Here is a 26,236-nt window from a genome sequence, read left to right as displayed (position 1 = left end):
AACCGCATCGCTATCAAGCTAACAAAACAAAATACCCCCCTAAAATAAAAAATACGCTATTCTTTCTGTAGAATCATAGGAAAGGATAACGTATTTTTTGATTTCTTCTATTCAATGTGTACGTTAATATTTACGCATGATGTGATGACTTATATTAACCCTTTATTGCTACTAAGGTAGGAGATATACCAAAAATAGGATTATAAAGTACATTTTTCTTGAGTGGCTCCAAAAGTAAAGAATAGTTGCCGTCCTCCTTAAACGGTTAACTAACCCCAATTTTTTTCTATTTTGACGACATGCTCAACGCTGTGGAAAAATAAGTTTATTTTCTGTTCCTAAAAGCAGCCTTTGTATATTTTCCATATGCCTGAAAATAACCATAAACGCCATTAGGAATGCAAATATATAAAAATATAAGGTATTCCCAAAAACAGGAATAAATGAAATGACCGCAACAAGCAATGTAGCACATATTGTACCTAAAGAGACATAACGGGTTAAAGCTACTATTATCACAAAAAAGCCAAGGCATAAAAGGGCCATAACCCAGTCAACCATAAACAGTACAGCCACTGCTGTAAGTGCTCCCTTGCCTCCTTTAAACCCAAAATATACCGGCCAGTTATGCCCTATAACCGCCCCTGCGCCCGCCGCTAAAAGGCTTACGCAATCTTTAGCCTCTCCCGAATAAAAGTAAACGCTAAGGAACAGGCCTATATAACAGGCAATTACCCCTTTTAATATATCTCCCGCAAGAACAAACACCGCAGCAGATTTCCCAAGTACCCTCAGAGTATTGGTAAGCCCGGCGCTTTTGCTTCCATGGCTTCTTATGTCCTTGCCGTATATTTTCCCTACAATCACCGCTGTATTAAGGCTTCCTAAAAGGTATCCCAAAACTAATGCCGCAAAAATCTTTAAAATATCAATCATCACTCTTCTCCCTTTACATTATTCTGAATTTCTTTTTTTCTACATCAATACAGGGGTTTAGCATTGTTCTTCTCCAGAAAATTTTTCAATAAACTTCTACTTATTTATTCATGTTAAAAGGGCATCTACAATAAGGACGTTGAGAGTGACTGAATAGTCAGAAAAATGAATGATAAAAAATCCTTCATTAGTTACAACATTTTGGATCTAAACTGCACGCTTTCCTTCTTCTACTTCAATAATCCGATCAATTAATAAAAGGGGATAACGATGGGGAATAATTTCTTCAATTTGTTGAATATTGAGCATGAATGTCTCTCCTTTATACCATAGCTAGATATTTTAGTTAGTTTAATTTCCAAAAATAAAATGTTCGAATATTGACAACAATTAGTACCTGGTACTATTATTTGATTATATAACCAAGTGTGAAAATAGTAAAGGGGGATAAATGTATGCAATCAAAAGCAAGAATTACAGCTATTGGTACCTATGTACCTGAAAAAAAGCTGACCAATGATGATTTAGAAAAATTAGTAGATACAAATGATGCATGGATTGTACAAAGAACTGGGATGAAGGAAAGAAGAATTACTGGTGATAACGAATATGCCTCTACATTAGCTTTTAAAGCTATTGAAAACTTAGTGGAACGTTATCATAAAAGTCTTGTCGACGTGGATTGTATTCTCGTTTCAACAACTACGCCTGACTACACTTTTCCAAGTGTAGCCTGCCAAATACAAGAGTATTTTAATATTCAACATACAGGTGCTGTTGATTTCAATGCGACTTGTGCTGGTTTTACATATGGATTACATCTGGCGAATGGTTTAATTACATCTGGCCTTCATCGCAAGATTTTAATTGTAACGACAGAAACCTTATCTAAGATTACAGACTATACAGATCGAACTACATGTATCTTATTTGGAGATGGAGCCGCAGCTGTTTTAGTAGAGAAAGATGAAGAAGAGTCTAGCTTTATAGCTACCCATATTGGGACAAATGGGGAAGGAGGCATGCATGTATATCGTAAAAATTTATCTACTACCATGTTTGGAAATCCTTTAAGAACACATGGGAAGATAGTTCAAAATGGAAGAGAAGTATATAAGTGGGCAGCACGGACAATACCAATTGGTATTAAAGAATTGTTATGTCAAGCAGAGTTACAACTGGAAGAGGTGAACTGGTTTGTTCCACATAGTGCTAATTTACGAATGATTGAATCTATATGTGAAAAATCAGGTTTCCCACTGGATAAAACGTTAACAAGTGTAACATACATGGGAAATACTTCTTCTGTCTCCATTCCATTAGCATTAGACATAGGTATGAATGAAGGAAAGGTGAAAAAAGGGGATACTCTCTTACTCTATGGGTTTGGAGGAGGTCTTACACACGCTGGACATATCATTAAATGGCATTTAGCAAGGGAATAGGAGATGAAATATCCAATAGTAACATAAACGTATTTTATTACATTAAAAATCTTTATAGGGATTCTGTTCCATCGCTATAAAGCTAAGTTTTTGCACTACCTCTAAAGCAAAAAAGGCGTTATCCTTTCTGTAGAATCATAGGAAAGGATGGCGTTTTTGTATGCCTATTTCCATAGATGGGCTATATCTTTATTACACAATACGAAAGTATACTATCTATGCAATTATGCATATTTAGAAAAAGATACACTTAATAAATATTACATATAGTAAATGGAAACTTATGGTGTTATTCTTTTGAAAGGCGTAATATGTCAATCATTATAGAAGATGTGGTGGCTCCTTGATAAAGAAGTTCTTTTTTTCTGAAAAATGCATATTGATTCGATATTTGTGATAAATATTCAGTTGGATGATTTTATGTTTTCTTAATTTATTCCTTTATATCTACAATGATTATTCATTATAACAGTTTTTACGTCTAAAATAAGATGTTTCAGCAAAAGGGAATATAACTATCTTTATAATGAGTTCCCAACATAATTAACGTGTTAACAAAAATGATATCTGTATTATTTTCCCCTTTTTGCTAACTAATACAGCTTCAAACAATGGACACAATTAATACATAGCAATTGTAATTTATTATCTATTCATAATTCTGTTTATTCAGTCTTTCTAAAAATAAAAAAATATTAGACTCGCAAATATAAACGTTATAATGAGGGCGTCGAGAGGTAATCGGTTACCTGCGGAGAAAATATCAAACATTTTAAAGTTGGACAGACTGAAACGATTAATTGCAGAAGGGTGTGTGACCAGAAGGGGAATTTCTTCAAGATAGTTTAGTAGCAACGGACATCGTATTAGCTGGTGTACACAATATCATCAATGTTGACGAAGTATAGGGTTGGAGGATAAATACCTCGCAAACAGGTTTAGGTGGAATCGTTTACAATGTGGTGCACCTAGTAAGTGATTCATTTTTTAAGAATGGTCTATATTCTTAAGCCTAAAAAGAGACGTAAGAATAGGATACAAGGGGGATTTATTATATGAATGGGAATACTGCAAAAAAAATAGAATTTCAAGCTGAAAATACTGCAGTGAAAAATGAGAACTATCTAGATCCTAAAAAGTGGCATAAACAAGATACTACCTGGGCATTGAGCCTTTTTGGAACAGCGATTGGAGCAGGAGTACTCTTTTTACCTATTAATGCAGGTTCAGGTGGTTTATTATCATTACTGTTAATTACCATACTTGCATTTCCTGTTATGTATTATTCACATAGGGCACTTGCTAAAATGATATACGCTTCTAATTCTGCTGATGAGGGGATTACAGGTACAATAAGAGAGTATTTCGGAAATAAGGCAAGTATAATTTTTAACATAGTATATTTCGTTTCAATTTATACGATAGTGCTGATGTATTCGGTTGCACTTACAAATACTGCAAGTAGTTTTATCGTGCATCAATTGCACATGCCGGAGCCCCCAAGGGCCATTTTATCTCTTGTATTAGTGCTCGGCCTTATAGCTATACTAAATTTTGGTCAAGATATTACTGTGAAAATCATGAGTATGCTAGTGTATCCTTTCATAGCTTCTCTACTTTTTATCGCAATATCTTTAATTCCACAGTGGAATACGTCAATGCTTAGCTTTTCAAGTGTTTCTACTACTTCAACAGGAACAGGATATTTGGGAACGATATTGATGATACTGCCAATCATAGTATTTTCATTTAATCATTCACCTATGATTTCATCATTTGTTGTGAAACAGAGAGCTACGTATGGAATAGACGCTACTGATGCCAAGTGTGCTCAAATACAAAAAGTTTGTTATATCATGACATTCGCTGTTGTTATGTTCTTTGTTTGGAGCAGTACTTTAAGTTTGACTCCAGATGATCTTAAGGTGGCAAAAGAACAGAACTTGTCAATCCTATCATATCTTGCTAATGAGCTTAATTCGCCTGTAATCACTATTGCAGCTCCTATCATTGCGTTTGTGGCTATTACAAAGTCTTTCCTTGGCCATTATATAGGAGCGTATGAGGTAATGCGTGACATGATTATCAAGTCCGGTAAAAAACGTGGGAAAGATATAGGAGAAAAAACAGTTAAGACAATGATTCTTACTTTTGTCGTATTAACATGCTGGTATGTAGCTTATGCAAACCCAAGTATTCTTGGAATCATTGATGCCCTTAGCGGTCCGTTAGTGGCTGCCATCTTGTGTCTATTACCAATGTATGCGATTCGTAAAGTACCAGTACTAGCTAAATACAGAGGGAAAATGAGCAATGTATTTGTCATTGTTATAGGTATACTTACTGTCTTAGCAAGTATTAAGTCATTATTTTAATTCACTATTGTTGGTTTTAGTTCAAAAATAGTGGAATATGAAAAAAGAATGAAAGATCTTATGGATAAGATAAATCCACACTCGAATTTTAACGAAGATTAAACTCTAATATAAAAAGACATGAACAAAGATTAGTTCATGTCTTTTTTGTGTTGGCTTTATTCCTAGAAGAGCGTTTAAAGCAGCGGTAGCAAATAAAATATTTTTACTAGATGTTTGAAATTAGGGGCAACGGGCATCTAGTCAAACTCAATATTATTTTGGGTTTAACTGATCACTGTTTATGGGCAATATAAGCATAATCTCTCTTGTAAAATTTCTAAGGCTTCTTCGGGCATTTCTCTGACCTTGATATCCCCACCTAGGAAAAGTAGCCAATTTATTATTTCTGTTAATTCATCTAGATTGTTAACATTGATAAAAGTCTTTAGAATGGCTGTGGATTGGTAAGGATCTGTATAGGAAATTGAAACTTTTAAAGGATGATATTTTTTGAACTGGGCAATCGCTTTTGGACCAAGTTCAATTACGAGGTTAATTGCTTCGTCCCTCTTACTTAGTTTTTCTAAAATCTTTTTCTTACTTAATCTTTGTTTCGGTTTGTAGGGTTCGACATTGGTGAGATGGTCGACAGGAAATATTTTCTTCTTTTCTTCCTTTAAGTCAAAGCCTTCAATTATCCAATGGCTTTTTTCTTTATAAAGGTGCAATAGATAAATTGGATAAGACTTGATTTCCTTCTCTTCTTTTATGGTAATCAATAAATGGCTATCCAAAAGAAGGATTTGGATGAGTTTTTCTAACATAGGATGAGGGAGGTCAGAAAGCTCAAGTAGGTCCGGATTATTGGGATTAGTCCCTTCAAAAAGCAAGAGCTGATTTAAAACAACAAGGTCATCCTGCTGGTTTTCTGAGATGAGTCCTAGTAGTTTTTCAGCTAAAGATTGACGACTCTTTAGATAAGGGAGTTGTTGATTTCTTGTGGCCATAAAGGCAATAAAAAGAGCTTTAACCTCATTATCGGTAAAGCGAACAACGGGCAGGATAGAGTTATGCATGACAGAATATCCTCCATCTCTTCCAACTTCAGCGACAAGCGGCATCCCCATAGCTTCAATTTCTCTAATGTCTCTAATAGCTGTCGATCGTGAGATGTTAAATTCTTGTATGATTTCAGAAATTGTAAAGTGGGAGCGGTTGTTGATGTACCGCATGATAGTATTAATTCGTTCAACTTTTTTCATTTTGTGCTCCTAAACAGTATCATTTTTTGACATTATTTAAGGATATTATAAACTCATCAAGTGAAAAGATAAATCGTTTGATTCATTTAAAAGTGAGGAAGGTTTTGAATATGAAAAATTATACAATAGAAGAAAAAGATAGTTTTATCGTGTTAGGTATTGGAACTGAACTTAAGAGCCACTACACAGACTTTGCGGGCATAAACAAGGAAAAGGTAGACTTTTGGCTAGCCGTCGAACAAGATGGAAGGTTGGACACTTTAAAAACTTTAGCTACAAATGATTACATTTTTGCTGTGAGTGAAGCGGTGAATAACAAGATGATGTATTATGCTGGTGTCATGACAGAGGCAACGATACAAGAAGAATCTAGAGTTATCCAGTTTCCGAGGGGAGAATACCTAGTAGTTAAAGGGGAGGGCAAGACATCTGAGGAGCTAAGTAATAAGCTTACTGGTATTGCATTTGGTCAAGCATTAGCAGAAGCAAAAGATTTTGCCTATGTTGGTGGGCCAAATACAACAGTTGAGATGGGGCGGCGAAACGGCCTAGTATTTGGTGAAATATGGATTCCAGTTGTTAGGAAGTAAAGAGTTAAAAGGAGAGATGGAATTGTCCAATATCGTAGATTTTAAAAATGTAACTACAGCCGGTTTAGAATCTTCACCTGTAGCAGAAGCGCTGGCTGGTTTACGCGCCCATGAAGCTCGTTACTTTATGAACAAATATAAGCATGAATTTACGGTTGTACCAGCTAGTGAAAGCGAGGAGACTCTTAATTATGTGAATCGCATTTTGAAAGAAGAACGTAATATTGAGTTTGCGGCTAAACCTTTAGAAACATCGTGTTTTCAAGTGGAAAATATTAAATTTTCCTATGTCTTCTATGAGGATGGTCTTGCAGTTAACGTCATGTATACGCTGGATAATCCGAAGAAGCGGGCTGTTGGATTTAAGCTTTCTGAGGGAATGGAGATACCAAAGGAGTTAGAAGAGAAATTTAAGTTTGCTAGGCAGAAGTCTAAACTTGCTGGAACAATTCGAGGTTCGTTTTTTGTAATTAAAGGAGAATATAGTGCAAGTTGAATAATTCAATATTTTGTTGTATTGAGTTGTTCTTTTAAAAGGCGTGATTTTGAATCGTATTTCTCAACAATCGTTATACACCAGTGTGATACAATAATGTTGGATGGGAGTCCAATACATAGTATTAAAATTAAGATGATTCAAGTTGGAGGAAGACACCTTAAGGTGTCTTCTCTTTATTTTTGCTGTTTTCGTAAATTTTGTTGTTCTTTATAAGGTATCCCTTTTCTCAAATGGTGTTTTCTGTTTTGTATACTTCTACATATCTTTCGTAGTCTAATACTTCTATAACACTCGACCATTTGAGGACTTTTCCTACAAAGTTTCTAATGTCTAATCCCTGCATTTCATATGATTTTTCTGTATTAGTTGTTCCAGCTGCATCTTTAATAAATGTTACTTTGTATCCTCTATCAAATGCGGAAATAGCCGTAAACATACAACAAAATTCAGTCTCAAAACCAATAATAAAAAGATGATTTACCCCTAATTTATCTAATGTATTTGAGAGTTCGGTATTGAAAAATGAGCTTGGTGTTTGTTTTTCAAGTACATAATCAGCATAGTCTTTTAATGAATTATGTAGTTCAGAACCAATAGAACCTCTACACAAAGGACTTTCTTCTGTGTCATCCAAATGCTTCATAAAGATTACAGGACTATTACTTTCTTTGAAATCGTTAATCACATTTTCCATCAATGAAAGTTCTTCTTTGAAATCACCTAAATTAACAATGCCATTTTGCACATCAATGACCAAAAGTGCTTTCATTTTCTCACCTACCTATTTTTTCGATAGGTATATACTTCTATAGAGAGTGGGGAATGCCTTCATATTTTGCAAACTTATGCAACACGAAGCATTTCAACTGTTGTATTATTCGATTTTCAAAAGGACCTGCTCAATTCATGCGTAAAAACATAAAGTAAAATGAATCCATTAAAATACATGAGTGACCCCTAGTTTTCCCCTCTTATCTAAAGGAGGAACTATTATGGGATTTGGTGGTAGTTGTGGCGGCTTTGCTGGAGGATTTGCTTTATTAGTTGTATTATTTATTTTATTAATCATAGTTGGGGCTAGCTGCTTCTGCTAAAAAAACTATTAGAAAAGACACTCTTATTCGAGTGTTTTTTCTTTTTCTTAACAGAGTGCTGACGACAAAACGCAGATTTTATACGCTAAGGATATGCAGGCTACGCAAACAGTTTGAAATGCCAAATGGACAGATCATCAAATATAAGCTATCATCAACAGCTTGGATGTGTAAGCTCATTTCACTTTCGATAACGAAATTCACATCAACTAGCACCTCTTGCGGGGGCTAGTTGATGTGAATTTTTGTTTAGGGGGTATATTAAAACCTTTGCTTGATAGCGATGGGGGTTAGCCTAATATCCGTGAAATGATGGCTATTTTTATGTTTTCAATGACTGTTATTAAAATAGGGGCTAAAAATAAAACACCCCTCTAAAAAAGAGGAGTGTCCCATCAATCTCACGAAGCATCCGCACCTTCAAACTGACTATTGTAAAGCGAAGCATAGAAACCATCAGCTTTCAATAACTCTTCATGATTACCTTGCTCTACAATATCCCCATCTTTCATGACAAGGATTAAATCTGCATCACGTATTGTTGATAATCTATGAGCGATAATGAAGCTTGTTCTACCTTCCATAAGGTTTTCCATCGCTTTTTGAATCAGTACTTCTGTACGAGTGTCAATGGAGCTTGTTGCTTCATCGAGTATTAATATTTTCGGATCCGCTATAAGGGCACGTGCAATTGTTAGTAGTTGCTTTTGTCCTTGGGATACGTTGCTTGCTTCTTCGTTTAGTTCCATTTGATATTTATTTGGTAATGTTTTTACGAAGTTGTGAACGTGAGCTGCTTTCGCTGCTTCAATTACTTCTTCGTCTGTAGCATCGAGTCTACCGTAACGTATATTTTCCATGATGGATCCGTTAAATAGCCAAGTGTCTTGAAGTACCATACCAAACATGTTGCGCAGGTCTTCTCGCGTGAAGTCTTTTATATCGTGACCGTCGATACATATTGCACCGCTGTTTATGTCATAGAAACGCATTAACAGTTTTACAATCGTTGTTTTACCAGCTCCGGTTGGTCCGACGATTGCTACTTTTTGTCCAGGTTTAATGTTAGATGAGAAATTATTGATGATGATCTTATCTGGATTGTATCCAAATTGAACATCTTGGAAGGTAACTTCTCCTTGAACCTTTTGCAGCTTCACTGGATTTTCTGCTTCTGGCACTTCCTCTTCTTCTTCTAAAAATTCGAAGACTCTTTCTGCAGCAGCCGCAGTGGATTGAAGTACGTTTGCGATTTGCGCTACTTGAGCGATGGGTTGCGTAAAGCTTCTAACATATTGCACAAAGGCTAAAATGTCTCCAACCGCGATGGTTCTCTTTACCGCAAGCCATCCACCTAAAATAGATACAGCGACGTAACCGATATTACCGATAAATGTCATAATCGGCATCATCATTCCAGATAAAAATTGAGATTTCCATGCGGAGTGGTAAAGGGTATCATTTACCTTTTCGAATTTTTTTACTTCTTCTTCTTCTTTGTTAAAGGCTTTTACAATATTGTGACCACTATAAATTTCTTCGACCTGACCGTTTACGTGTCCTAAATATTCTTGCTGGGATTTGAAGTATTTTTGTGATCGTTTTACGACTGCCATGATGAGAATCATCGATACTGGCAATATTAAAAGCGCCACTAATGTCATCTGCCAGCTGATTGATAACATCATGATAAGTACACCGATGATTGTAATAACGGATGTGATGATTTGCGACATACTTTGGTTTAAAGTTTGGCTCACCGTATCTACGTCATTTGTAATTCTCGATAATACTTCGCCGTGCGTTGTTTTATCAAAGTATTTCAGCGGCATACGGTTAATTTTTTCATCGATTTCTTTTCTGAAGTTATAAGATACTTTTTGAGCTACTCCAGAAATAATGTACCCCTGAATAATACCAAACACAGTGCTCAGTATATATAATCCAAGGAGTAAAATGACAATGTTTCCGATATAGGTAAAGTCAATGGCCGCACCGGGTGCTCCTGATACTTTGCTTACGAGTCCTTCGAAAAGTTTTGTTGTCGCTTTTCCTAAAATTTTTGGACCAACGATTGTAAAGGCTGCACTACCGATTGCGAAAAGGATAACGATTAAGATTGATAATTTATAGGGCTTCAAGTATTGAAGGAGTTTATTCATCGTTCCTTTGAAGTTTTTTGCTTTCTCAATCTTTCTCATGCCGCCGCCCATATGACCGCCACCGCCAGGGCCAGGACCGCCTTGTTTTCTATTTTCTATTTTTCTATCACTCATGATGACAACTCCTCTCTTGAAAGTTGTGATAAAGCAATTTGCTTATAAACTTCACAGTTTTCCATAAGCTCTTCATGAGTACCAGTTCCAACTATTTTTCCTTCGTTAAGTACAATAATCTTATCGGCATTCATGATTGTACTGATTCTTTGGGCAATAAGTAAAATAGTACTTCCTGTAATCTCATTGTTTAAAGCTCTGCGCAATGCTGCGTCTGTCTTAAAGTCAAGAGCTGAGAAACTATCATCGAATATGAAGATTTCCGATTTTTTCGTAAGAGCACGCGCAATAGAAAGTCTTTGTTTTTGACCACCGGAAACGTTCGTACCACCTTGTGATATTTCTGTATGGAAGTTTTCAGGTTTCGCATTAATAAACTCCATAGCCTGCGCGATTTCTGCCGCTTTTTCGAGTTCTTCTTCAGTTGCTTCTTTCTTACCGTATTTCAAATTACTCTCGATTGTACCTGAGAAGAGAACTCCTTTTTGCGGTACATAACCAATTTTCTCTCTTAATTCCTTCTGAGATACTTCTCTAATATCCGTGCCATCTATTAATATTTGGCCGCTTGTGACATCGTAAAAGCGTGGAATTAAGTTGATTAATGTTGATTTACCACTACCTGTACTTCCGATGAAAGCTGTCGTTTCACCAGGTTTTGCAGTGAAGGTGATATTGGAAAGCACATCTTCTTCTGCACCTGGGTATCTAAAGCCAACATTTTTAAATTCAACGTAACCTTTCTTGTCTGAAGCAAATGTTTTCGGCTCTTTTACATCACTAATGGTAATGTCAGTATCTAAAACTTCTGCGATACGTTGTGCGGAAACTGAAGCACGTGGAACCATAATAGATACCATTGAAATCATTAAGAAGGCCATGATGATTTGCATTGTATATTGCATAAATGCCATCAAATCACCAACTTGCATATGTCCCATATCCACTTGGTGTGATCCAACCCAAATAATAAGTACAGTAACGGCATTCATAATAAACATCATCATTGGCATCATAAATGACATTAAACGGCTTACAAATAAATTTGTTTTTGTTAAATCTTGATTTCCTTTTTCAAATTTCTTTTCTTCATGTTTTTGATTATTAAAAGCACGAATAACGAGCATACCGGTTAAAGATTCACGAGTGATTAAGTTAATTTTATCTACTAACTTTTGGATACGCTTAAACCTAGGAATCGCGATGCTAAATAAACCAATGACTAGGCTTAAAATCGCAATTACCGCAACTGCGATAATCCATCCCATTGAAAGGTCTGTAGTAAGTACTTTAATAATGCCGCCGATACCTAAAATTGGTGCATAGAATACAATGCGAAGCATCATAACCATAAGTGTTTGAACTTGCTGGATATCATTTGTACTTCTTGTGATTAGAGATGCAGTGGAAAACTTATCAAACTCTGCATTCGAGAAGTTTGTAACTTTCCGGAATACTTTCTTTCTAAGGTCTCTGCCGAGTCCTGCAGCTACTTTTGCAGCAAGTAAACTCACGATAACGGTAGCTGCCATACTTACTAAGGATAAAAGTAGCATTTTCCCGCCGGAAGTAAGAATAAAATTAGATTGAAGCTTATCAGTATTGATACCGATCTTCTTATACTCATTCTCAATGTATGAAACAGCTGATTGTGTTACCATGCTGCCTGGCATATTCTTAAACTTTTCATCTGCCTTTTCTTTCATTGCATTGATTTGATCTTGAGGAAGTTTCGCAATGATTGCAAAAGGATCTGTATTTGGCGGAAGCTTCGCTGGTGTGTTGTTGTCACCTGTCGCAGCAGGAGAGAAAGCAGATGAGCCACCTTTTTCAATTCCTTGTGTAATTAACATTGGTTTCCCAAAGATATCGTTAAGTTCGTTAATTATTTTTTTATCTTCTGTATGTAGCTTATAAAGTGGCTCTTTATCAAGCTGCTGATAATCTTTTAAGTCATTTTTTAGTTCACTTTGAGAGAGGTTGTTCTTATCTAAAAGCACATAGTTGTCAGCAACTTTTTTCTTCTCATTTTCATTCATAAAGAGCGTAAGTTTATCCATTTCACTTTTACGAATAACCTCAGGTACTGCATTTTCTACACCTTTTTGTTGAATCCCTACATTGACAATGTTAGACATGTAGTCTGGCAGTGATAGATCGCATACTGCCTGCACAGTTAAAAGACATACAACTGCAATGATGGAAGCAACAAATGGCTTTAAATGTTTGATAATCTTTAACATTTAATTCATCTCTCCATTTTCCTTGTCTAATTTTTTTAGTTTTTACTCCGTTTCTCTCCTTTATTCTTCGTATTCTCAGTAATTCATTCCAGCAGCTCTTTACGTATTTTCGACCACAGATTAATTTTATGACTATATGAAGATATGATGCAACTTTTAGGGGGGAGAATTTTGTGATAAATTTGTTAAGGGTTTTAAACGGTAATATAAAAAACTCTTTCTTTTTAAGTGGGATGGTGCAGGTCGTGTTTCATATATGTTGGAAAATGAAAGATGAGGAAAAAGTTGCAAATGAATGAAATGGAGCGACAGTTCAAAACAAAATACTCCTTTTAATAGGAAGCGAGGTTATATGTTTAATTAATATGATAATAAATTTCCTTTCTTATTTATATAAAAGAAATAATTAGTTCTTCATAAAATTAAAAAACACACTATTTTTTCTTGAGATCATAGGAAAGGATGGCGTGTTTTTTCATTATTAAGGGGATTTAGTTTTGTTAGCTTTCCTGAACAACAAACAAGACGCCACCAAAATTATGGTAGCGCCTACGATAATTACTATTGGTTTAATCATTAATAAGTATATCTGGACCCTTTTTCAACATATACGAGAAACCCGAAATAAATACGATACTAAATATAATAATGGAAGACCACATATTAAAATGAAATTCTTTACCTACAACTAAATAGTAGATGTTATGGACCAAGAAATTAGCACCTATGATAATCCCACCGAACATTGAACTAATTACAAGACTGATTAAATAAAATTTGAGCTTCTGAAACATTTCCCCTCTACTCCTTTTCTAAAAAACAACTTTTTTGGATGTTTTAGAAAATTATAACATTTATCTTTCTGATATTTTTAAATCTATAATATATTTAAGTTTATTTTAAGAGAAGAAGGATTACCTACCCAAATGACAGAGTATATGTTGTCTAATGTAGATAAATATTTAGCTTCAGGTAAATACATTGGTGGTGGAGTAAATGGTAAGTTTGAAAGAATATCTTTAGGAATATTCCTTTCCGTAATTTTAATAATAATCCCCTTACTTTTTAAGTATGGAGTTATATCTGTAGGGATTTTTTGGTGCTAAAAAAAGACTTTATGGCAATGAACGGTTTTAGTGAAGGGGTGGCCGATAAAATCTTGTATCATGTTTGCAATAGAAGTAACAGGAAAAAGGATAACTACAATTAAAGGCTTATATGATTAACCTTAGTTATACAAAATTAATAAATATAACAAGAAAACTATCAATTTGATTAATCTTTTTTCAAATTGATAGTTTTTATTTTTGAAATAAATAGCTATTTTATAAAAAATGTTTTTTTGACCCCCATAAATCTTTTTGTTCCTTCGAAATATATATAGTGAAGAAAGCAAATGAATGAAAAAGAAGTCATGAAAGTAAAAGTACACATCGAAAACAACATTGAAGCATTACTAAAATTGCTAGATTAAGTGGGGAATCCGAAAGTAAAAGCTAAAATTACCAAAAATATAGAGAAGAGTTATTCAAAGATTGCGGCTAAAATAGAAAAAGAACAAGAAAAACTAGCGGACGCTATTGCAAAAGAAAACAAGAAAGCAGAACCAAATACAGACTTCACTCTAGCGCAAGTAGAAAAGAATAATCATCTGAAAAATCGGTCGTGAAAAATATGAACAACAGCAAGAAGACAAGCTAAAAGAAAAGTACTAAGAAAATGTGGTTAAATGGTCACTTGTTTAGTGACCATTTTGCTATTTAAAGCAGAAGGAGGGAGAGAGATTACAAGTGTTGAGTTTAGTAATGAAGATCTTAAGAAAACCGAAAATAGAAGATATCGTATTTAACATACAAAACAACGGTGGAGATAAGGACGCTTTTATCGTACAGTATCAGCCGTTTATTAGAAAATCAATCTCGTCTGTCTGCCGCCGATATATTACAGAACAGGATGATGAATATAGTATTGGATTGTTTGCGTTTAACGAGGCAATTGAACAGTATTCATATAAAAAAGGAAAATCTTTTCTAGCGTTTGCTGATCTTCTTATAAAAAGAGATGTAATTGACTATATACGCAAGGAGTCTAAGCATAATCTTGTCTTTTTAAAAGAAGATAAGCAAGAGGAAATATTAGAAATGCAAGTATCGCTTACGGAGTATATGAAAGAGATAGAAAATAGTAACCGTAAGGAGGAAATTCTTCATTTTCAAAGTGTGCTAGCTGAGTTTAAAATCACATTTTCAGAGCTTGCTAAGGAATCTCCTAAGCATCGTGATACGCGTGAGCACTTAATAGAAATTGTAAAGATTATTATAAAAGACGAGAAAATGATGGAAGAGCTGTTCAGAAAGAAAAAGTTACCGCTGAAACATATTGAGCCACGTGTTAGGGTAAGTCGTAAAACGTTGGAGCGACATAGAAAATACATTATTGCAATGTGTATTATCTTTGCAAATAACTATACATATATTCTTGATTATATAAGAGGGGGGAAGCATGATGAATAAAGGAATTGTGATGGATATAAAAAAACATAGCGTAGTTGTTTTAACTCCAAATGGAGAATTTATTTCGTTTAAAAGAAAAGCGCACTCTTACATGATTGGAGAAGAAATCTCGTTTAAAGAACAAGAACAAAGAGCACCGCGTTTTTCAATCCCTTCTTCCTTAAAGCCTGCATCATTACTAGTTGCTTGTTTTCTATGTGTGTTGCTGTTTTTCTACAACCAACCGGAAGAAAAAGTATTTGCCTATATCTCAGTTGATATAAATCCAAGTTTAGAGGTGAGCGTAACAAAGGATCTTCGTGTTATAGATTTGCGAGCTTGTAATGATGATGGAAGGCGTATTTTAAAAGAAATGAAGCGATGGGAAAATAAACACCTGCAAGACGTAATACGTATTATTATAAAGCAGAGTCAAGAGGATAAGTACTTAACGAATGATAAGCAAGTTATGCTAACAGCTGTTACAAAGGACAAGTCGTTAGAACCACAGTTGGAAAAGGCTATGCAAAAATTAAAGAAAGAGTATGAAACAAAACACGTTAAAGTCGTATATCAAAGCAGTACGATGCAAATGCGTGAGAATGCCATGAAAGCAGGAGTTGGCACAGGTGTTTATATAAAGCAAGAGAATGAGAAGCAGAAATCGCTTACTCCTCCTGCGCCGCCGTCTAATCAAGAGCAACCAAAGTCATCTCCTGATGTATCATCGGATTCGTCTCTTGCAAAAGAAGAAAGGTACGAGAAGCAGGAGCATATAGAACAAAAGCAATCCAAGGAACAGCAACTGAAGCAAATAAAAGAAAATAATGGACACCAGCAAGAGAATAACGGTAGAGGATCTCAGCAAGGAAATAATGGACACCAGCAAGAGAATAACGGTAGAGGATCTCAGCAAGGAAATAATGGACACCAGCAAGAGAATAACGGTAGAGGATCTCAGCAAGAAAATAATGGACACCAGCAAGAGAATAACGGTAGAGGACCTCAGGAAGGAAATAATGGACACCAGCAAGAGAATAACGGTAGAGAATCTCAGGAAGGAAATAATGGACACCAGCAAGAGAACAACGGTAGAGGATCTCAGGAAGGAAATAATGGACACCAGCAAGAGAACAACGGTAGAGGATCTCAGCAAGAAAATAATAGAAATCAGCAAGAGAACAACGGTAGAGGATCTCAACAAGGAAATAATGAACATCAGCGAGAAAACAACGGTAGAGGATCTCAGCAAGAAAATAATAGAAATCAGCAAGAGAACAACGGTAGAGGGTCTCAACAAGGAAATAATGAACATCAGCGAGAAAACAACGGTAGGGTGTCTCAGTAAGAAAATAACGGGCCTAATAATGAGGGGGAAAACATTCCTGCCACACAGCATCAAGGGGATGGAAAGAAGAATCTATAGAATATGAGAATTCGTTTCATGTTAATAAACCCCTCTAGTTTCAAACTAGAGAAATTTTTATTATTTAAATTTTTTAAATGACGGACACAAAATGGTGTATCCTTTCGAATTATATATATGGATATCATTAATATTTATATAAAAGGGGAGAAAAAATATGAAAAAAACAAAAGAAATGTATGAAGAAATCGCTGAAGTATTAAAGGTATTGGCACATCCTGTCCGTTTATCCTTAGTAAAAATAATGCTTGCAAAAGGCCCTACGAATGTAACAACAATGTATGGAGTTTTACAAATGCCCCAAAGTACAATTAGTCAGCATTTGTCCAAACTAAAAGCCGCTAAAATCGTTACAGGTACTCGGAAAGGATTAGAAATTTATTATGAGGTAACGGACAATCGTACAAAAGCGATATTATCAAGTTTAGTTTAAATGCTGAATTTCTTGAATTTAACAGTAAGATGAGAATAAGAAAGAAATTTTGTTCCCATAATTTTTTAGGATTTTACATAAGAGCTATATTTATAAGAATATGTAATTTTCTTTCACTACAGTTAATTCCTTTGAGAAATAAACTTTTTTTCATTTTAGGGGTATTTTTTGTTAGCTTAATAGTGATGTGACGATACCCCTATTATAAAATTTCAGAAGAATTTTTGACATAGAAGATGTAACACAGTAAGTAGAGTTCTTTTACTCATTTAACCTCTTCATCTGATGATCTTTTCCCCATTCAAATAGCTCATCCATAATTTGCATTAAAGATTTTCCATGTTCGCTTATTGTGTACTCAACCTTTGGTGGTACTTCTTGATATACAGTACGATGGATAATCCCATCAGCTTCAAGTTGCCGAAGTTGTTGTGTAAGAACTTTTTGCGTAATGTTTGGGATTTCTCGTTTGATTTCATTCGTTCGCATTTTTCCATCCATCAAAACACATAAAATATGAACTTTCCATTTTCCTCCAATCACGTCGAGTGTCGTTGCGATTGGGCAATCATCATTTTGATTCATATAACACCTCCACAGGTACTTTAAGGTTCCTATAGTACCTGAAAGTACGTACTTTTCAATTATATGTGACTCATTCATACTAATACTAAAGCGTTTGAATTATTTATAAGGGGGAAGAAAATATATGAAAACACTTGTAATTGTAGCACATCCTGATATTGAAAAGTCTCGAATTAATAAAAGATGGGTAGAAGAACTTGAGAAATATTCAGATGAAATTACGGTGCATGAATTATATAAAGCGGCACCAAATTGGGAGTTTAATGTTGAAGAGGAACAAAAGCTGTTAGTAGAGCACGACCGATATATATTTCAATTTCCACTCTACTGGTATAGCTCACCACCATTATTAAAAAAATGGTTCGATGATGTATTAACATATGGATTTGCCTACGGATCAAAAGGGGATAAAGTGAAGGGGAAAGAATTTGGTGTAGCTATTTCTATAGGTGGCTTAGAAAAAGACTATAAAAATAGCGGAATTACGATGGATGAATTGAAGAAACCATTTCACGCTACAAGCTTATATACAGGAATGGAATTTATACCATCATTTTATTTATATGGAGCAGAATATGAAATCAGTGATGAAGAGATTAATAAAAGTGCACCTGAGTATGTGAAATATGTGATGAATAAGGAGTATTCTAATATATAAGGAGAAATAGCCATTTACTTGTTAAGTAGATGGCTATTTTTGTATATGTATTTAATTCATTAAGTTTAATCTTTAGTAAATTAATAGTTAATCTGATAAAATAAAAAACCTAATATATATAAAGGGGAGTTTTACTTGAGAACGATGCGACAATTATTACAAAAGAGAGCAATGCAATCACTGAATATGGAAGCACTTGTCGGGGGAGAGAAAAGGTATTCGTTTCAACAATATAATGAACGAGTAAACCAGCTTGCACATTACTTGTTACATTGCGGTGTGCAAAGAGGAGATCGCATAGGGATCTTATGCAAAAATAATCATCCGTTTCCAAGCGTTATGATGGCAAGCTTAAAAATTGGAGCGGTATTTATTCCGCTAAATCATCAGCTTACTGTTTATGAATTAGAAACGATTGTAAAAGAAGCAAAATTAAAAGTATTAGTTATTGATGATGAATTTAGTGAAGTTTTATTAAAGGTTGATGCTGTTAAAGATATTCCTTATGTAATTAAAACGACAAAAGAAGGCTTTGGTTCATTTGAATTAAAATTACAAGAACAGTCAATTACAGAGCCGAACGTGGAAGTTCATGAAGAAGATGATGCCATTTACTTGTTTACTTCAGGAACGACTGGACAGGCAAAAGCATGTGTAATTGGTCATAAAAACTTACACCATTATTTTACTGAGATTGCGGGGCAAAGAGAAATTCCAGCAGGTGAACGCTTTTTATCAGTGCACCCATTGTTTCATATGAGTGGCGTGCTTTCTATTTTAAATTGTATTTATCATGGTGTTACGATGATTTTCTTAGCTGATTCGAATCCTACTCTTATTTGGGATAAGATTGAAGAAGAAAAGATTACTACGATGCTTGCGTTCCCAGCTGTTTATAGTTATATGCTTGATGAACTAAATAAACAAGAGCGTAACATTTCGACTTTGAAAGTAGCACAAAGCGGCGGTACAAAAGTACCGGAAACGCTTATTCAAAAATATATGGAAAAAGGAATATACATGGTGCAAGGCTATGGTAGTACAGAAGGTTGGGTCGTAACTTCATGGCATCCAAATATGGGAAAAGAAAAAATGTCTTCTGTAGGGAAAACACTTAAGCATGTAGAATTAAAAATTATTCATCCAGAAACGGGTGATGAACTAGCAACGAATGAAGTTGGAGAGATCCACGTAAGAAGTCCTTACATGTTTAAAGGATATTGGAATAACGAAAAGGCGACGGAGAAGGTAGTAAAAGATAATTGGTTTAACATGGGTGACGCCGGCATGATAGATGATGATGGATTCCTACATATTATGGGAAGATATAAAGATGTTATCGTGCACGGTGGTGACAACGTATATCCAGATCAAGTAGAAGATGTAATTCATGAAATAAATGGAGTTCTAGAAGTTGCAGTAGTTGGGATTCCAAATGATTTTTGGGGAGAGATTCCGACAGCTTACATTGTAAAAGACATTCAAACATCTTTAACAGAAGAAGAAATTATTCAGCATTGTAAAGAAAAACTAGCAAGCTATAAAATACCAGAAGTTGTATTTATGGACGAATTACCGAAAAACGCTTTAGGGAAAGTGTTGAAGAGGGAATTAAGGGATGTTTTTCTTGTAAAATAAAAAAGGTTATCAAATAATGAAGAATCCAGTTATGTATAAAGCATAACTGGATTTTTGTTTATAAAAAACATAATAATTTACTAGATTTTGTATTTTGTGTAAGATAATAAAGAATATTCAATAAAATAATTAAAGGAAGAGATATAAATGAAGCTGCCGCTATTACAAGTAGAGACAGAGAGACTTATTATTCGTCCATTTCAAAAAGAGGATTATGAAAATTGGTTAGATGGCTTCAATAAGAGGTTACCATCTCAACATAAATATGATGATGGCTATCATGATATGTCGTCTTCAACGAAAGAATGGTTTACGGAATGGATAAGAGGTTTTGATGAAGCGGCACATCGAGATGAAATGTACGTATTAGGCATATTCCGAAAAGAAGATGGAGCGAATATTGGAAAACTAGAACTTATAAAAATTTTACGTATGGATTATCAATGGGCAATGATGGGTTATTCTATTCATAATCAATATTGGAAAAATGGCTACGGAATTGAAAGTGTAAAATCGACGTTACCGTTGTTTTTTAATAGTCTTCAATTCCATAGAATCGAATTACATATACATGTTGATAATGAGCCATCCGTTCGTCTTGCAGACAGAGCCGGATTTTCCTTTGAATGTAAGAGGGAAGCATTTTCTCAGGAAAATGGTAGGTGGGTAGATTTTCTTATTTATTATAAAAATAAGGAGATGAATATATGAAGGTACTTGTTACAGGTGGGAATCGAGGATTAGGATTGCAGTTAGTAAAAGTATTTCATGAAAATGGACATATTGTTTATCCACTAGTTAGAAGTAAGGAAGCGATAGGACAATTGAATAAGGTTTTTACTTCTAGATGTTTTCCTATTTTAGCAGACTTGTCAGATGATGAGAGTACTGAGAGTATTAAGGAGCAAATTGGAGAGTACACAGAGCATATTGATCTAGTTATTAATAACGCTGGAATTACTGGAAAGGAAACTGAAATTTTACGTACAAATTCAGAAGAGTTAATGGAACTATTTAACCTTCATTGTTTAGGTGTTATTCGAGCAATAAAAGGTACGTATTCAGCTTTAACTAAATCAAATCAGCCGAGAATTATAAACGTATCATCTCGTTTAGGCTCTTTACATAAAATGGCCGAAAAAGAATTTCTACAAGGGCAGTTCTCATATTCATACCGGATCGCAAAAGCTGCACAAAATATGTTAACGCTTTGTTTACAACAAGAGTTTACGGATAAAGGAATTCGTGTAACCGCAATTCACCCTGGAAAGTTAAAGACTGACATTGGTGCTTTTGATGCGAATATGACTCCTGCTGAAGGAGCTCAAAATATATATGATTGGGTAATGGATTCAAATGAGGATGTTTCGGGTAAGTTTATTGAACCGGGTATAGGGGAGTTAAAGTGGTAATGTACGATCTTACAACCATTCAAAATATATTTGGGCCTTTAAAAAAGTTTCAAAAGAGGATTAGGGGATATGAGAATGAAAAAAGTAAACGTAGTCCATTATGATGCATTTAGTAATAAGCCGAATATGGGAAATCCAGCAGGTATTGTATTAAAAGGAGATGGATTAGCGGAAGAGGAAATGCAACTCATTGCTGAAAAGGTTGGATTTAACGAAACAGCTTTTGTTCTTTCTTCAGAAGTAGCAGATGTAAGAATTCGCTATTTTACGCCTGGTCATGAAAATGATTTATGTGGTCATGCGACAGTAGGGACTATATATGCACTTCATGAAAGAGGATTATTAGAAGGGAAACACAATTTAACAATTGAAACGAAGGCAGGGATTTTGCCGATACATATAGGTGCGAATAAAAGTGGGGAAACTTTTATTAAAATGAGACAAGCAACACCACGGTTTCAAAATTTTACAGGTTCCAAAGAGGCATTAGCTTACAGTATTGGTCTTGAAGTAAATGATTTAGATGAAAAATTACCGATTGTATATGGAAGTACTGGTATTTGGACTTTAATTGTACCTATTAAAAAACTTGAAGCATGTGAAAGGATGAAACCTAATAATAGTGAATTTCCATCTGTATTAAAAGAAATGCCAAAGGTTGCTATTCATCCACTTTGCTTGGAGACATATGATGCAGAAGCAAAAATGCACGGTCGTCATTTCTCATCACCTTATTCTGGAACAATAGAAGATCCAGTGACAGGAACTGCTTCAGGTGTAATGGGAGCCTATTATGCGACGTATTTAGAGAACAATTTTGATCATGAACTGGAGTCAATCGTTGAGCAAGGACAGGAAATAGATAAAGACGGTCGTGTGACGGTTTATGTAACGAAAGATGTAGAAAATGAGAAGTTACAAATAGATATTGCGGGAACAGCGGTATATGTGAAAGAGTTTGAAATTTCAATATAAAAAAATAAAGCCCAGCATATAGCTGGGACTTCTCTTTATCTGTTCAATACTTCAATATACGAAGCATCCCCAGTTGTTCGAATTGTAGAGCGGAAATTGTTGTGTTCTAACGTTTCAGCAACTTGTTTTAATTGCTGTGCATCATCGTGATGAATGAGTAAACTATCTGCACCACTTTCTTCAATATGAATATGCTCAACATTTCCAATCGCTTCATGTATAGCTTTTAAAAATTCAGGTTTCATATTGTCCTCCTATATGTATGTAACGTCGTTAAATAGTATTTCCTTATTTTTGAAATATAAAAGTAAATGAAAGGAGAAATGAAAATGAATATAACGCAGTTTAAAGAACATATTACATCACTTTTTGAAGAGCATCTTAATAAATACGGTGATGACGAGTATGGTTTCACTCACATTAGTAAAGAGGGATTTCACAAAATAGGTTACACGACAAATTTGACGCTAGAAACAATTGAAGAAGCATATCGAAATGGGGTTGATATGATACTTACACATCATGCACCGTGGAGTTTTTTATTCGGTATGGAAGAGGCTTGTATTGAGAAATTAAAAGAATATGAAATGAACCATTTTTGGATTCATTTGCCGTTAGATTTTGTAAAGTTTGGCACATGTACGTCGTTGTTTAATGAAATTGAGATACATACAATACTGGAATATTCCACGTATGAGGAAGAAGAGCTACCGGGAATAGGAGAATATAAAGAAGCGATGCCCTTTTCAAACTTAGTTGAAAAACTTGAAGAGAGAATGGAAGAGAAAGTGAAGAGCTGGAAAAATCATGACAGACCAGTGAAACGGATTGCGATTTTAACGGGTGCAGGGAACAATACAAACCTTATTGAGCGTGCACTAGAAAAAGGTTGTGATACGTACATAACGGGAGAAAAAACATTATATACGGTGCAACATGCAAAATTTAAAAGGATAAATTTAATTGTAGGTAGTCACACATTTACAGAAGTGTTTGGTGTAGAAAGTTTGGCTCGTAAGTTAAAAGAAAGAGATAATTCAATAGAAATTACTAGATTAAATGAAGATCATTTGGAGTGAGGGAAATAGTAACTATATACGTAAATTATGGGGAATCAAAAGTGAAGTTAACGTGGAAAAAAGATTGTATATTGCCAGAATACGAAAGAATCACAAGTGTTCACGGTTTTTGTTTTCATAATAATAAGGTTTTACTAATAGACCATGAGAAGCGTGGGAAGAAGGTTATGTAAAAGGAGAATGTACTTTATTTGGATATATTATCGTTGACCATAGTGATAATCCAAATTGGAATGAACATAGTCCGTATCCAAAAGTAGGGTATCAGCCGTTCTACCGGATGGAGATCAATGAAGTGCATAAGTTTGACGGTGAGTATGAATCCGATAAAAGGATGTTTGTTAGAGTAGAAGAGAGTGCAATGTATCATTATAAATGGAATGAATTATATGATGAAATATTGAAGGAAGCCGTTTTAATAAAATAAAAATTAATTTCTGCAATATTAAGATGTTAGAAGGGATTCTCTTGTAATTGTCAAATAATAGTAAAGTTGTCTTTTAAATTGAGGGAATCTTCAGATGCAAGGGTGAGTGAATGGATATTTCAGTAATCGCTAAACAACTAGTTAATGAGAAGGTTATTTCACATTATCCGAAAAGCATGAAAGTGTTGAACGGAGGAACGACAAGTACAGTATATTTGTTGGACGCGAAATACGTTGTAAAGCTGAATGAATCAGAAGTGATACGTGAAGAAGCTGATTTTCTTTCTTTTTATGAAGGGAATACTTTATTTTCAAAGCTTTTGTATAAGGAACCTTTAAATAGATATATTGTGTATTCCTTTCTCGATGGGGCTACTTCGTGCGAACGTGGATATAAACGAATTACGCTTAGTATACTTGTAAAAGAAGCTATTAATAAGTATGAAATAGTTTCAGATATAGATGGATGGGGATGGAAAGAAAGTCCGGTTCAATCTTGGAATGAATTTTTAACAACAAATGTGATAGAAGCTTATGAAAACCTAAAACCATATATAAGTGATGAAGAGTATAGAACTGTTCTTAAGCTTACAAATAGTCTAAATAAGGGGACTGGAATAAATAAGCCATTTTTATTACATGGTGATCTTGGATTCCATAACTTTATATTTCAAAAGAATAAGTTAACCGGTGTGATAGATCCTTTACCAGTCTTAGGAGATCCTATATACGATTTAATTTACGCGTTCTGTTCAACTCCGGAAGATTTAATGAAAGAAACAATTGATTATGCGATGAAACAATGTGTATTTCATAAAAAAGAACGAGATTTATATGAGGAAATAATTATAGGTTTATTTTTGCGTATAGATACGTGTTTAAGACACCACCCGAAAGATTTAGAAGATTACTTAGTAGCTTGGCGTTATTGGATGGACGAAATTGAGACGAATTTATAGCACAAATATTGGGGGGGAGATAGTGAAATGAATATTTCAGAAGCAAAAAGAGATTTAGCACAAAAAACGAAGAAGGGATTTCCTGTTATACTAGCCGGTCTTTTATTTTGGAGTATTGCGAGCATAACTGGTGTTTTTCTTTCAGAAAAGCAAGTTGTGTGGGTGTATTTAATTGGTATGGGCTGTGTGTTTCCTTTCGGCCTAATGTTAGCTGCTATATTGAAAATTGATATGTTTGCGAAAGGAAATCCGTTAGGGATTTTAGCAGGATTAATTGGTGGGATAAATGTATTAAATATTCCGCTTGTATTACTTGCCTATTTTCAATTTCCAGAATGGTTACCTTTTGTAGTAGCAATGTTAATAGGTGTGCATTTTATTCCGTACGTATGGATTTATGAAAGTAAAAGTTATGGTTTATTGTCAGTAGGGACTGTATTCGTAACGTCAGTTTGCGGGATTCTTTTTTCAGAAAAAGGATTTATCGTAATTCCTATGGCGGTTACAGTTGTTTACTTTATTACTCTTATAAGCTTATCAATTGAAAATAAAAAAGCAGAAAAATATCAACAAATATCAGCTTAATAAAAAATTAAAGGGGTAGAGGAATAACTATGAATAATTTTATTTGTACAACGTGTGGAGTACAGTATGCAGCGAGTGTGAAAGAACCAGTAAGTTGTGTTATTTGTGATGAGGAGAGACAATATGTTAATCCGAAAGGGCAGTCATGGACAACTTTAGAAAACTTGAGAACGAGTGATACGTATAAAAATGAAATTATAGAAGAAGAAAATGGACTTTATAGTATTACGACAAAACCAGAATTTGCGATCGGTCAAACGGCATTTGTAGTAAAAACAGAGTCATATCGTTTGCTATGGGATTGTATTACTTATTTAGATGACACGACAATTGAGAAGATAAAAGAGTGGGGCGGATTAGATGCAATCGCACTGTCACATCCACATTATTATTCAACGCAAGTAGAATGGGCGGAAACATTTGATGTACCAATTTATATACACGAAGATGATAAAGAATGGGTGATGCGCCCGAGTAGTCGTATTATTTATTGGACTGGAGAGTCTTTACAATTAGCAGATGGAATTACCATTCATCGTCTCGGAGGACATTTTAGTGGTGGTTCTGTATTACATTGGGAAGAAGGAAATGATGGAAAAGGTATTTTATTAACAGGTGATATTATTCAAGTTGTAGCGGATCAGCAGTGGGTGAGCTTCATGTATAGCTATCCGAACTTAATTCCATTACCTGCGAGAAAGGTTGAGGAAATGGCGAATCGAGTGAAGCCGTTACAGTTTAATCGTTTATACAACGCTTTTCATCGCGTAGTAAAAGAGAATGCAAATGAGGCAGTGGAACGTTCTGCTGAAAGATATATGAAAGCGATAGAAGGAAAGTTGTTTCATACATAAAAGGAGAGTTA

26 protein-coding genes and 3 pseudogenes are annotated in these 26,236 nt (G+C 34.7%); 20 read left to right on the top strand and 9 right to left on the bottom strand.

The window, feature by feature from the left end:
• Window positions 1-303 precede the first annotated feature (303 nt).
• On the bottom strand, window positions 304-936 hold the full coding sequence (gene plsY, locus LUS72_RS16655) for a glycerol-3-phosphate 1-O-acyltransferase PlsY (protein WP_098135982.1): 633 nt from the start codon (window positions 934-936) through the stop codon (window positions 304-306).
• 117 nt (window positions 937-1,053) lie between these two features.
• Window positions 1,054-1,245 (bottom strand): annotated as a pseudogene (locus tag LUS72_RS16650) (3-hydroxyacyl-[acyl-carrier-protein] dehydratase FabZ); the annotation flags it as partial.
• 146 nt (window positions 1,246-1,391) lie between these two features.
• On the opposite strand from LUS72_RS16650, the gene LUS72_RS16645 reads away from it, so the two are divergent.
• Together LUS72_RS16645 and LUS72_RS16640 are read left to right on the top strand one after the other, a co-directional pair.
• Window positions 1,392-2,381 (top strand): ketoacyl-ACP synthase III, encoded by a 990-nt coding sequence (locus tag LUS72_RS16645; protein WP_264447337.1) that lies wholly within the window; start codon window positions 1,392-1,394, stop codon window positions 2,379-2,381.
• A gap of 1,055 nt (window positions 2,382-3,436) precedes the next feature.
• A complete protein-coding gene (locus tag LUS72_RS16640) occupies window positions 3,437-4,756 on the top strand; it encodes an aromatic amino acid transport family protein (RefSeq protein ID WP_097832612.1) in 1,320 nt (439 codons plus the stop codon).
• Window positions 4,757-5,037: 281 nt separating this feature from the next.
• Here the strand turns inward: LUS72_RS16640 and LUS72_RS16635 are convergent, their stop codons facing one another.
• Window positions 5,038-6,000 (bottom strand): helix-turn-helix transcriptional regulator, encoded by a 963-nt coding sequence (locus LUS72_RS16635; protein ID WP_097832613.1) that lies wholly within the window; start codon window positions 5,998-6,000, stop codon window positions 5,038-5,040.
• A 110-nt stretch (window positions 6,001-6,110) separates the two neighbouring features.
• Between LUS72_RS16635 and LUS72_RS16630 the strand changes: the two genes are divergently transcribed.
• Together LUS72_RS16630 and LUS72_RS16625 are read left to right on the top strand one after the other, a co-directional pair.
• On the top strand, window positions 6,111-6,590 hold the full coding sequence (locus LUS72_RS16630; RefSeq protein ID WP_264447332.1) for a GyrI-like domain-containing protein: 480 nt from the start codon (window positions 6,111-6,113) through the stop codon (window positions 6,588-6,590).
• Entirely contained in the window at window positions 6,577-7,086 is a 510-nt protein-coding gene (locus LUS72_RS16625; protein ID WP_264449071.1) for a phage tail protein, read from the top strand. Before LUS72_RS16630 ends, LUS72_RS16625 begins: the two co-directional genes overlap by 14 nt.
• Before the next feature lie 229 nt (window positions 7,087-7,315).
• Here the strand turns inward: LUS72_RS16625 and LUS72_RS16620 are convergent, their stop codons facing one another.
• Entirely contained in the window at window positions 7,316-7,858 is a 543-nt protein-coding gene (locus LUS72_RS16620; RefSeq protein WP_097832615.1) for an isochorismatase family protein, read from the bottom strand.
• Window positions 7,859-8,081: 223 nt separating this feature from the next.
• Here LUS72_RS16620 and LUS72_RS16615 point away from each other — a divergent pair, with 223 nt between their 5' ends.
• Window positions 8,082-8,183, top strand: coding sequence for a YjcZ family sporulation protein (locus LUS72_RS16615; RefSeq protein ID WP_097821250.1), 102 nt, complete (start codon window positions 8,082-8,084; stop codon window positions 8,181-8,183).
• A gap of 401 nt (window positions 8,184-8,584) precedes the next feature.
• Here LUS72_RS16615 and LUS72_RS16610 read toward each other — a convergent pair whose 3' ends face one another.
• From LUS72_RS16610 to LUS72_RS16600, 3 genes are all read right to left on the bottom strand, one after another.
• Window positions 8,585-10,459 carry an ABC transporter ATP-binding protein gene (locus tag LUS72_RS16610; RefSeq protein WP_097832616.1) on the bottom strand — a complete coding sequence of 625 codons (1,875 nt, stop codon included), beginning with the start codon at window positions 10,457-10,459 and terminating at the stop codon, window positions 8,585-8,587.
• On the bottom strand, window positions 10,456-12,702 hold the full coding sequence (locus LUS72_RS16605) for an ABC transporter ATP-binding protein (protein ID WP_264447326.1): 2,247 nt from the start codon (window positions 12,700-12,702) through the stop codon (window positions 10,456-10,458). Before LUS72_RS16605 ends, LUS72_RS16610 begins: the two co-directional genes overlap by 4 nt.
• Before the next feature lie 569 nt (window positions 12,703-13,271).
• Window positions 13,272-13,496 (bottom strand): hypothetical protein, encoded by a 225-nt coding sequence (locus LUS72_RS16600; protein WP_097832618.1) that lies wholly within the window; start codon window positions 13,494-13,496, stop codon window positions 13,272-13,274.
• A 126-nt stretch (window positions 13,497-13,622) separates the two neighbouring features.
• Here LUS72_RS16600 and LUS72_RS16595 point away from each other — a divergent pair.
• The 5 genes and pseudogenes from LUS72_RS16595 to LUS72_RS16570 form a co-directional block, all read left to right on the top strand.
• Window positions 13,623-13,912: pseudogene (locus LUS72_RS16595) on the top strand (hypothetical protein); the annotation flags it as partial.
• Window positions 13,913-14,176: 264 nt separating this feature from the next.
• Window positions 14,177-14,371: a hypothetical protein gene (locus tag LUS72_RS16585; RefSeq protein WP_240523212.1), complete on the top strand. Its 195-nt coding sequence runs from the start codon at window positions 14,177-14,179 to the stop codon at window positions 14,369-14,371.
• Between the two features lie 121 nt (window positions 14,372-14,492).
• Entirely contained in the window at window positions 14,493-15,215 is a 723-nt protein-coding gene (gene sigI, locus LUS72_RS16580) for an RNA polymerase sigma factor SigI (RefSeq protein WP_097832619.1), read from the top strand.
• Window positions 15,208-16,542: an anti-sigma-I factor RsgI family protein gene (locus LUS72_RS16575; protein WP_272502238.1), complete on the top strand. Its 1,335-nt coding sequence runs from the start codon at window positions 15,208-15,210 to the stop codon at window positions 16,540-16,542. The genes sigI and LUS72_RS16575 overlap by 8 nt, the downstream gene beginning before the upstream one ends.
• Window positions 16,543-16,777: 235 nt before the next feature.
• Window positions 16,778-17,053 carry an ArsR/SmtB family transcription factor gene (locus LUS72_RS16570; RefSeq protein WP_097832621.1) on the top strand — a complete coding sequence of 92 codons (276 nt, stop codon included), beginning with the start codon at window positions 16,778-16,780 and terminating at the stop codon, window positions 17,051-17,053.
• Window positions 17,054-17,314: 261 nt separating this feature from the next.
• On the opposite strand, the gene LUS72_RS16565 is transcribed toward LUS72_RS16570, so the two are convergent.
• Window positions 17,315-17,638 (bottom strand): winged helix-turn-helix transcriptional regulator, encoded by a 324-nt coding sequence (locus tag LUS72_RS16565; RefSeq protein WP_097832622.1) that lies wholly within the window; start codon window positions 17,636-17,638, stop codon window positions 17,315-17,317.
• 124 nt (window positions 17,639-17,762) lie between these two features.
• On the opposite strand from LUS72_RS16565, the gene LUS72_RS16560 reads away from it, so the two are divergent.
• From LUS72_RS16560 to LUS72_RS16540, 5 genes are all read left to right on the top strand, one after another.
• On the top strand, window positions 17,763-18,296 hold the full coding sequence (locus LUS72_RS16560; RefSeq protein ID WP_097832623.1) for an NAD(P)H-dependent oxidoreductase: 534 nt from the start codon (window positions 17,763-17,765) through the stop codon (window positions 18,294-18,296).
• A gap of 135 nt (window positions 18,297-18,431) precedes the next feature.
• Complete coding sequence (locus LUS72_RS16555) at window positions 18,432-19,934, top strand: class I adenylate-forming enzyme family protein (RefSeq protein WP_141533443.1); 1,503 nt, start codon at window positions 18,432-18,434, stop codon at window positions 19,932-19,934.
• A 147-nt stretch (window positions 19,935-20,081) separates the two neighbouring features.
• Window positions 20,082-20,645, top strand: coding sequence for a GNAT family N-acetyltransferase (locus LUS72_RS16550; protein ID WP_264447317.1), 564 nt, complete (start codon window positions 20,082-20,084; stop codon window positions 20,643-20,645).
• Window positions 20,642-21,346, top strand: coding sequence for an SDR family NAD(P)-dependent oxidoreductase (locus LUS72_RS16545; protein ID WP_097832625.1), 705 nt, complete (start codon window positions 20,642-20,644; stop codon window positions 21,344-21,346). Before LUS72_RS16550 ends, LUS72_RS16545 begins: the two co-directional genes overlap by 4 nt.
• 75 nt (window positions 21,347-21,421) lie before the next feature.
• On the top strand, window positions 21,422-22,321 hold the full coding sequence (locus LUS72_RS16540; RefSeq protein ID WP_097832626.1) for a PhzF family phenazine biosynthesis isomerase: 900 nt from the start codon (window positions 21,422-21,424) through the stop codon (window positions 22,319-22,321).
• 35 nt (window positions 22,322-22,356) lie between these two features.
• Here the strand turns inward: LUS72_RS16540 and LUS72_RS16535 are convergent, their stop codons facing one another.
• Window positions 22,357-22,566, bottom strand: coding sequence for a hypothetical protein (locus LUS72_RS16535; RefSeq protein ID WP_000801638.1), 210 nt, complete (start codon window positions 22,564-22,566; stop codon window positions 22,357-22,359).
• 84 nt (window positions 22,567-22,650) lie between these two features.
• Here LUS72_RS16535 and LUS72_RS16530 point away from each other — a divergent pair, with 84 nt between their 5' ends.
• The 5 genes and pseudogenes from LUS72_RS16530 to LUS72_RS16510 all read left to right on the top strand — a co-directional run bounded on the left by LUS72_RS16530 (window position 22,651) and on the right by LUS72_RS16510 (window position 26,225).
• Window positions 22,651-23,400, top strand: a complete 750-nt coding sequence (locus tag LUS72_RS16530; protein WP_264447311.1) for a Nif3-like dinuclear metal center hexameric protein — start codon at window positions 22,651-22,653, stop codon at window positions 23,398-23,400.
• 5 nt (window positions 23,401-23,405) lie between these two features.
• A pseudogene (locus LUS72_RS16525) lies at window positions 23,406-23,827 on the top strand (NUDIX hydrolase).
• A 110-nt stretch (window positions 23,828-23,937) separates the two neighbouring features.
• On the top strand, window positions 23,938-24,786 hold the full coding sequence (locus tag LUS72_RS16520) for an aminoglycoside phosphotransferase family protein (RefSeq protein ID WP_097832628.1): 849 nt from the start codon (window positions 23,938-23,940) through the stop codon (window positions 24,784-24,786).
• Window positions 24,787-24,813: 27 nt separating this feature from the next.
• A complete protein-coding gene (locus LUS72_RS16515; RefSeq protein WP_264447308.1) occupies window positions 24,814-25,371 on the top strand; it encodes a DUF7010 family protein in 558 nt (185 codons plus the stop codon).
• Window positions 25,372-25,400: 29 nt separating this feature from the next.
• Window positions 25,401-26,225, top strand: coding sequence for an MBL fold metallo-hydrolase (locus LUS72_RS16510; protein WP_097832630.1), 825 nt, complete (start codon window positions 25,401-25,403; stop codon window positions 26,223-26,225).
• The last annotated feature ends 11 nt before the right edge of the window (window positions 26,226-26,236 follow it).

The organism is Bacillus cereus (genome assembly GCF_025917685.1).
Lineage (GTDB): Bacteria > Bacillota > Bacilli > Bacillales > Bacillaceae_G > Bacillus_A > Bacillus_A cereus_AT.
The sequence above is the reverse complement of the archived record's forward strand: the minus strand, read 5'-3'. Positions and strand labels throughout refer to the sequence as shown.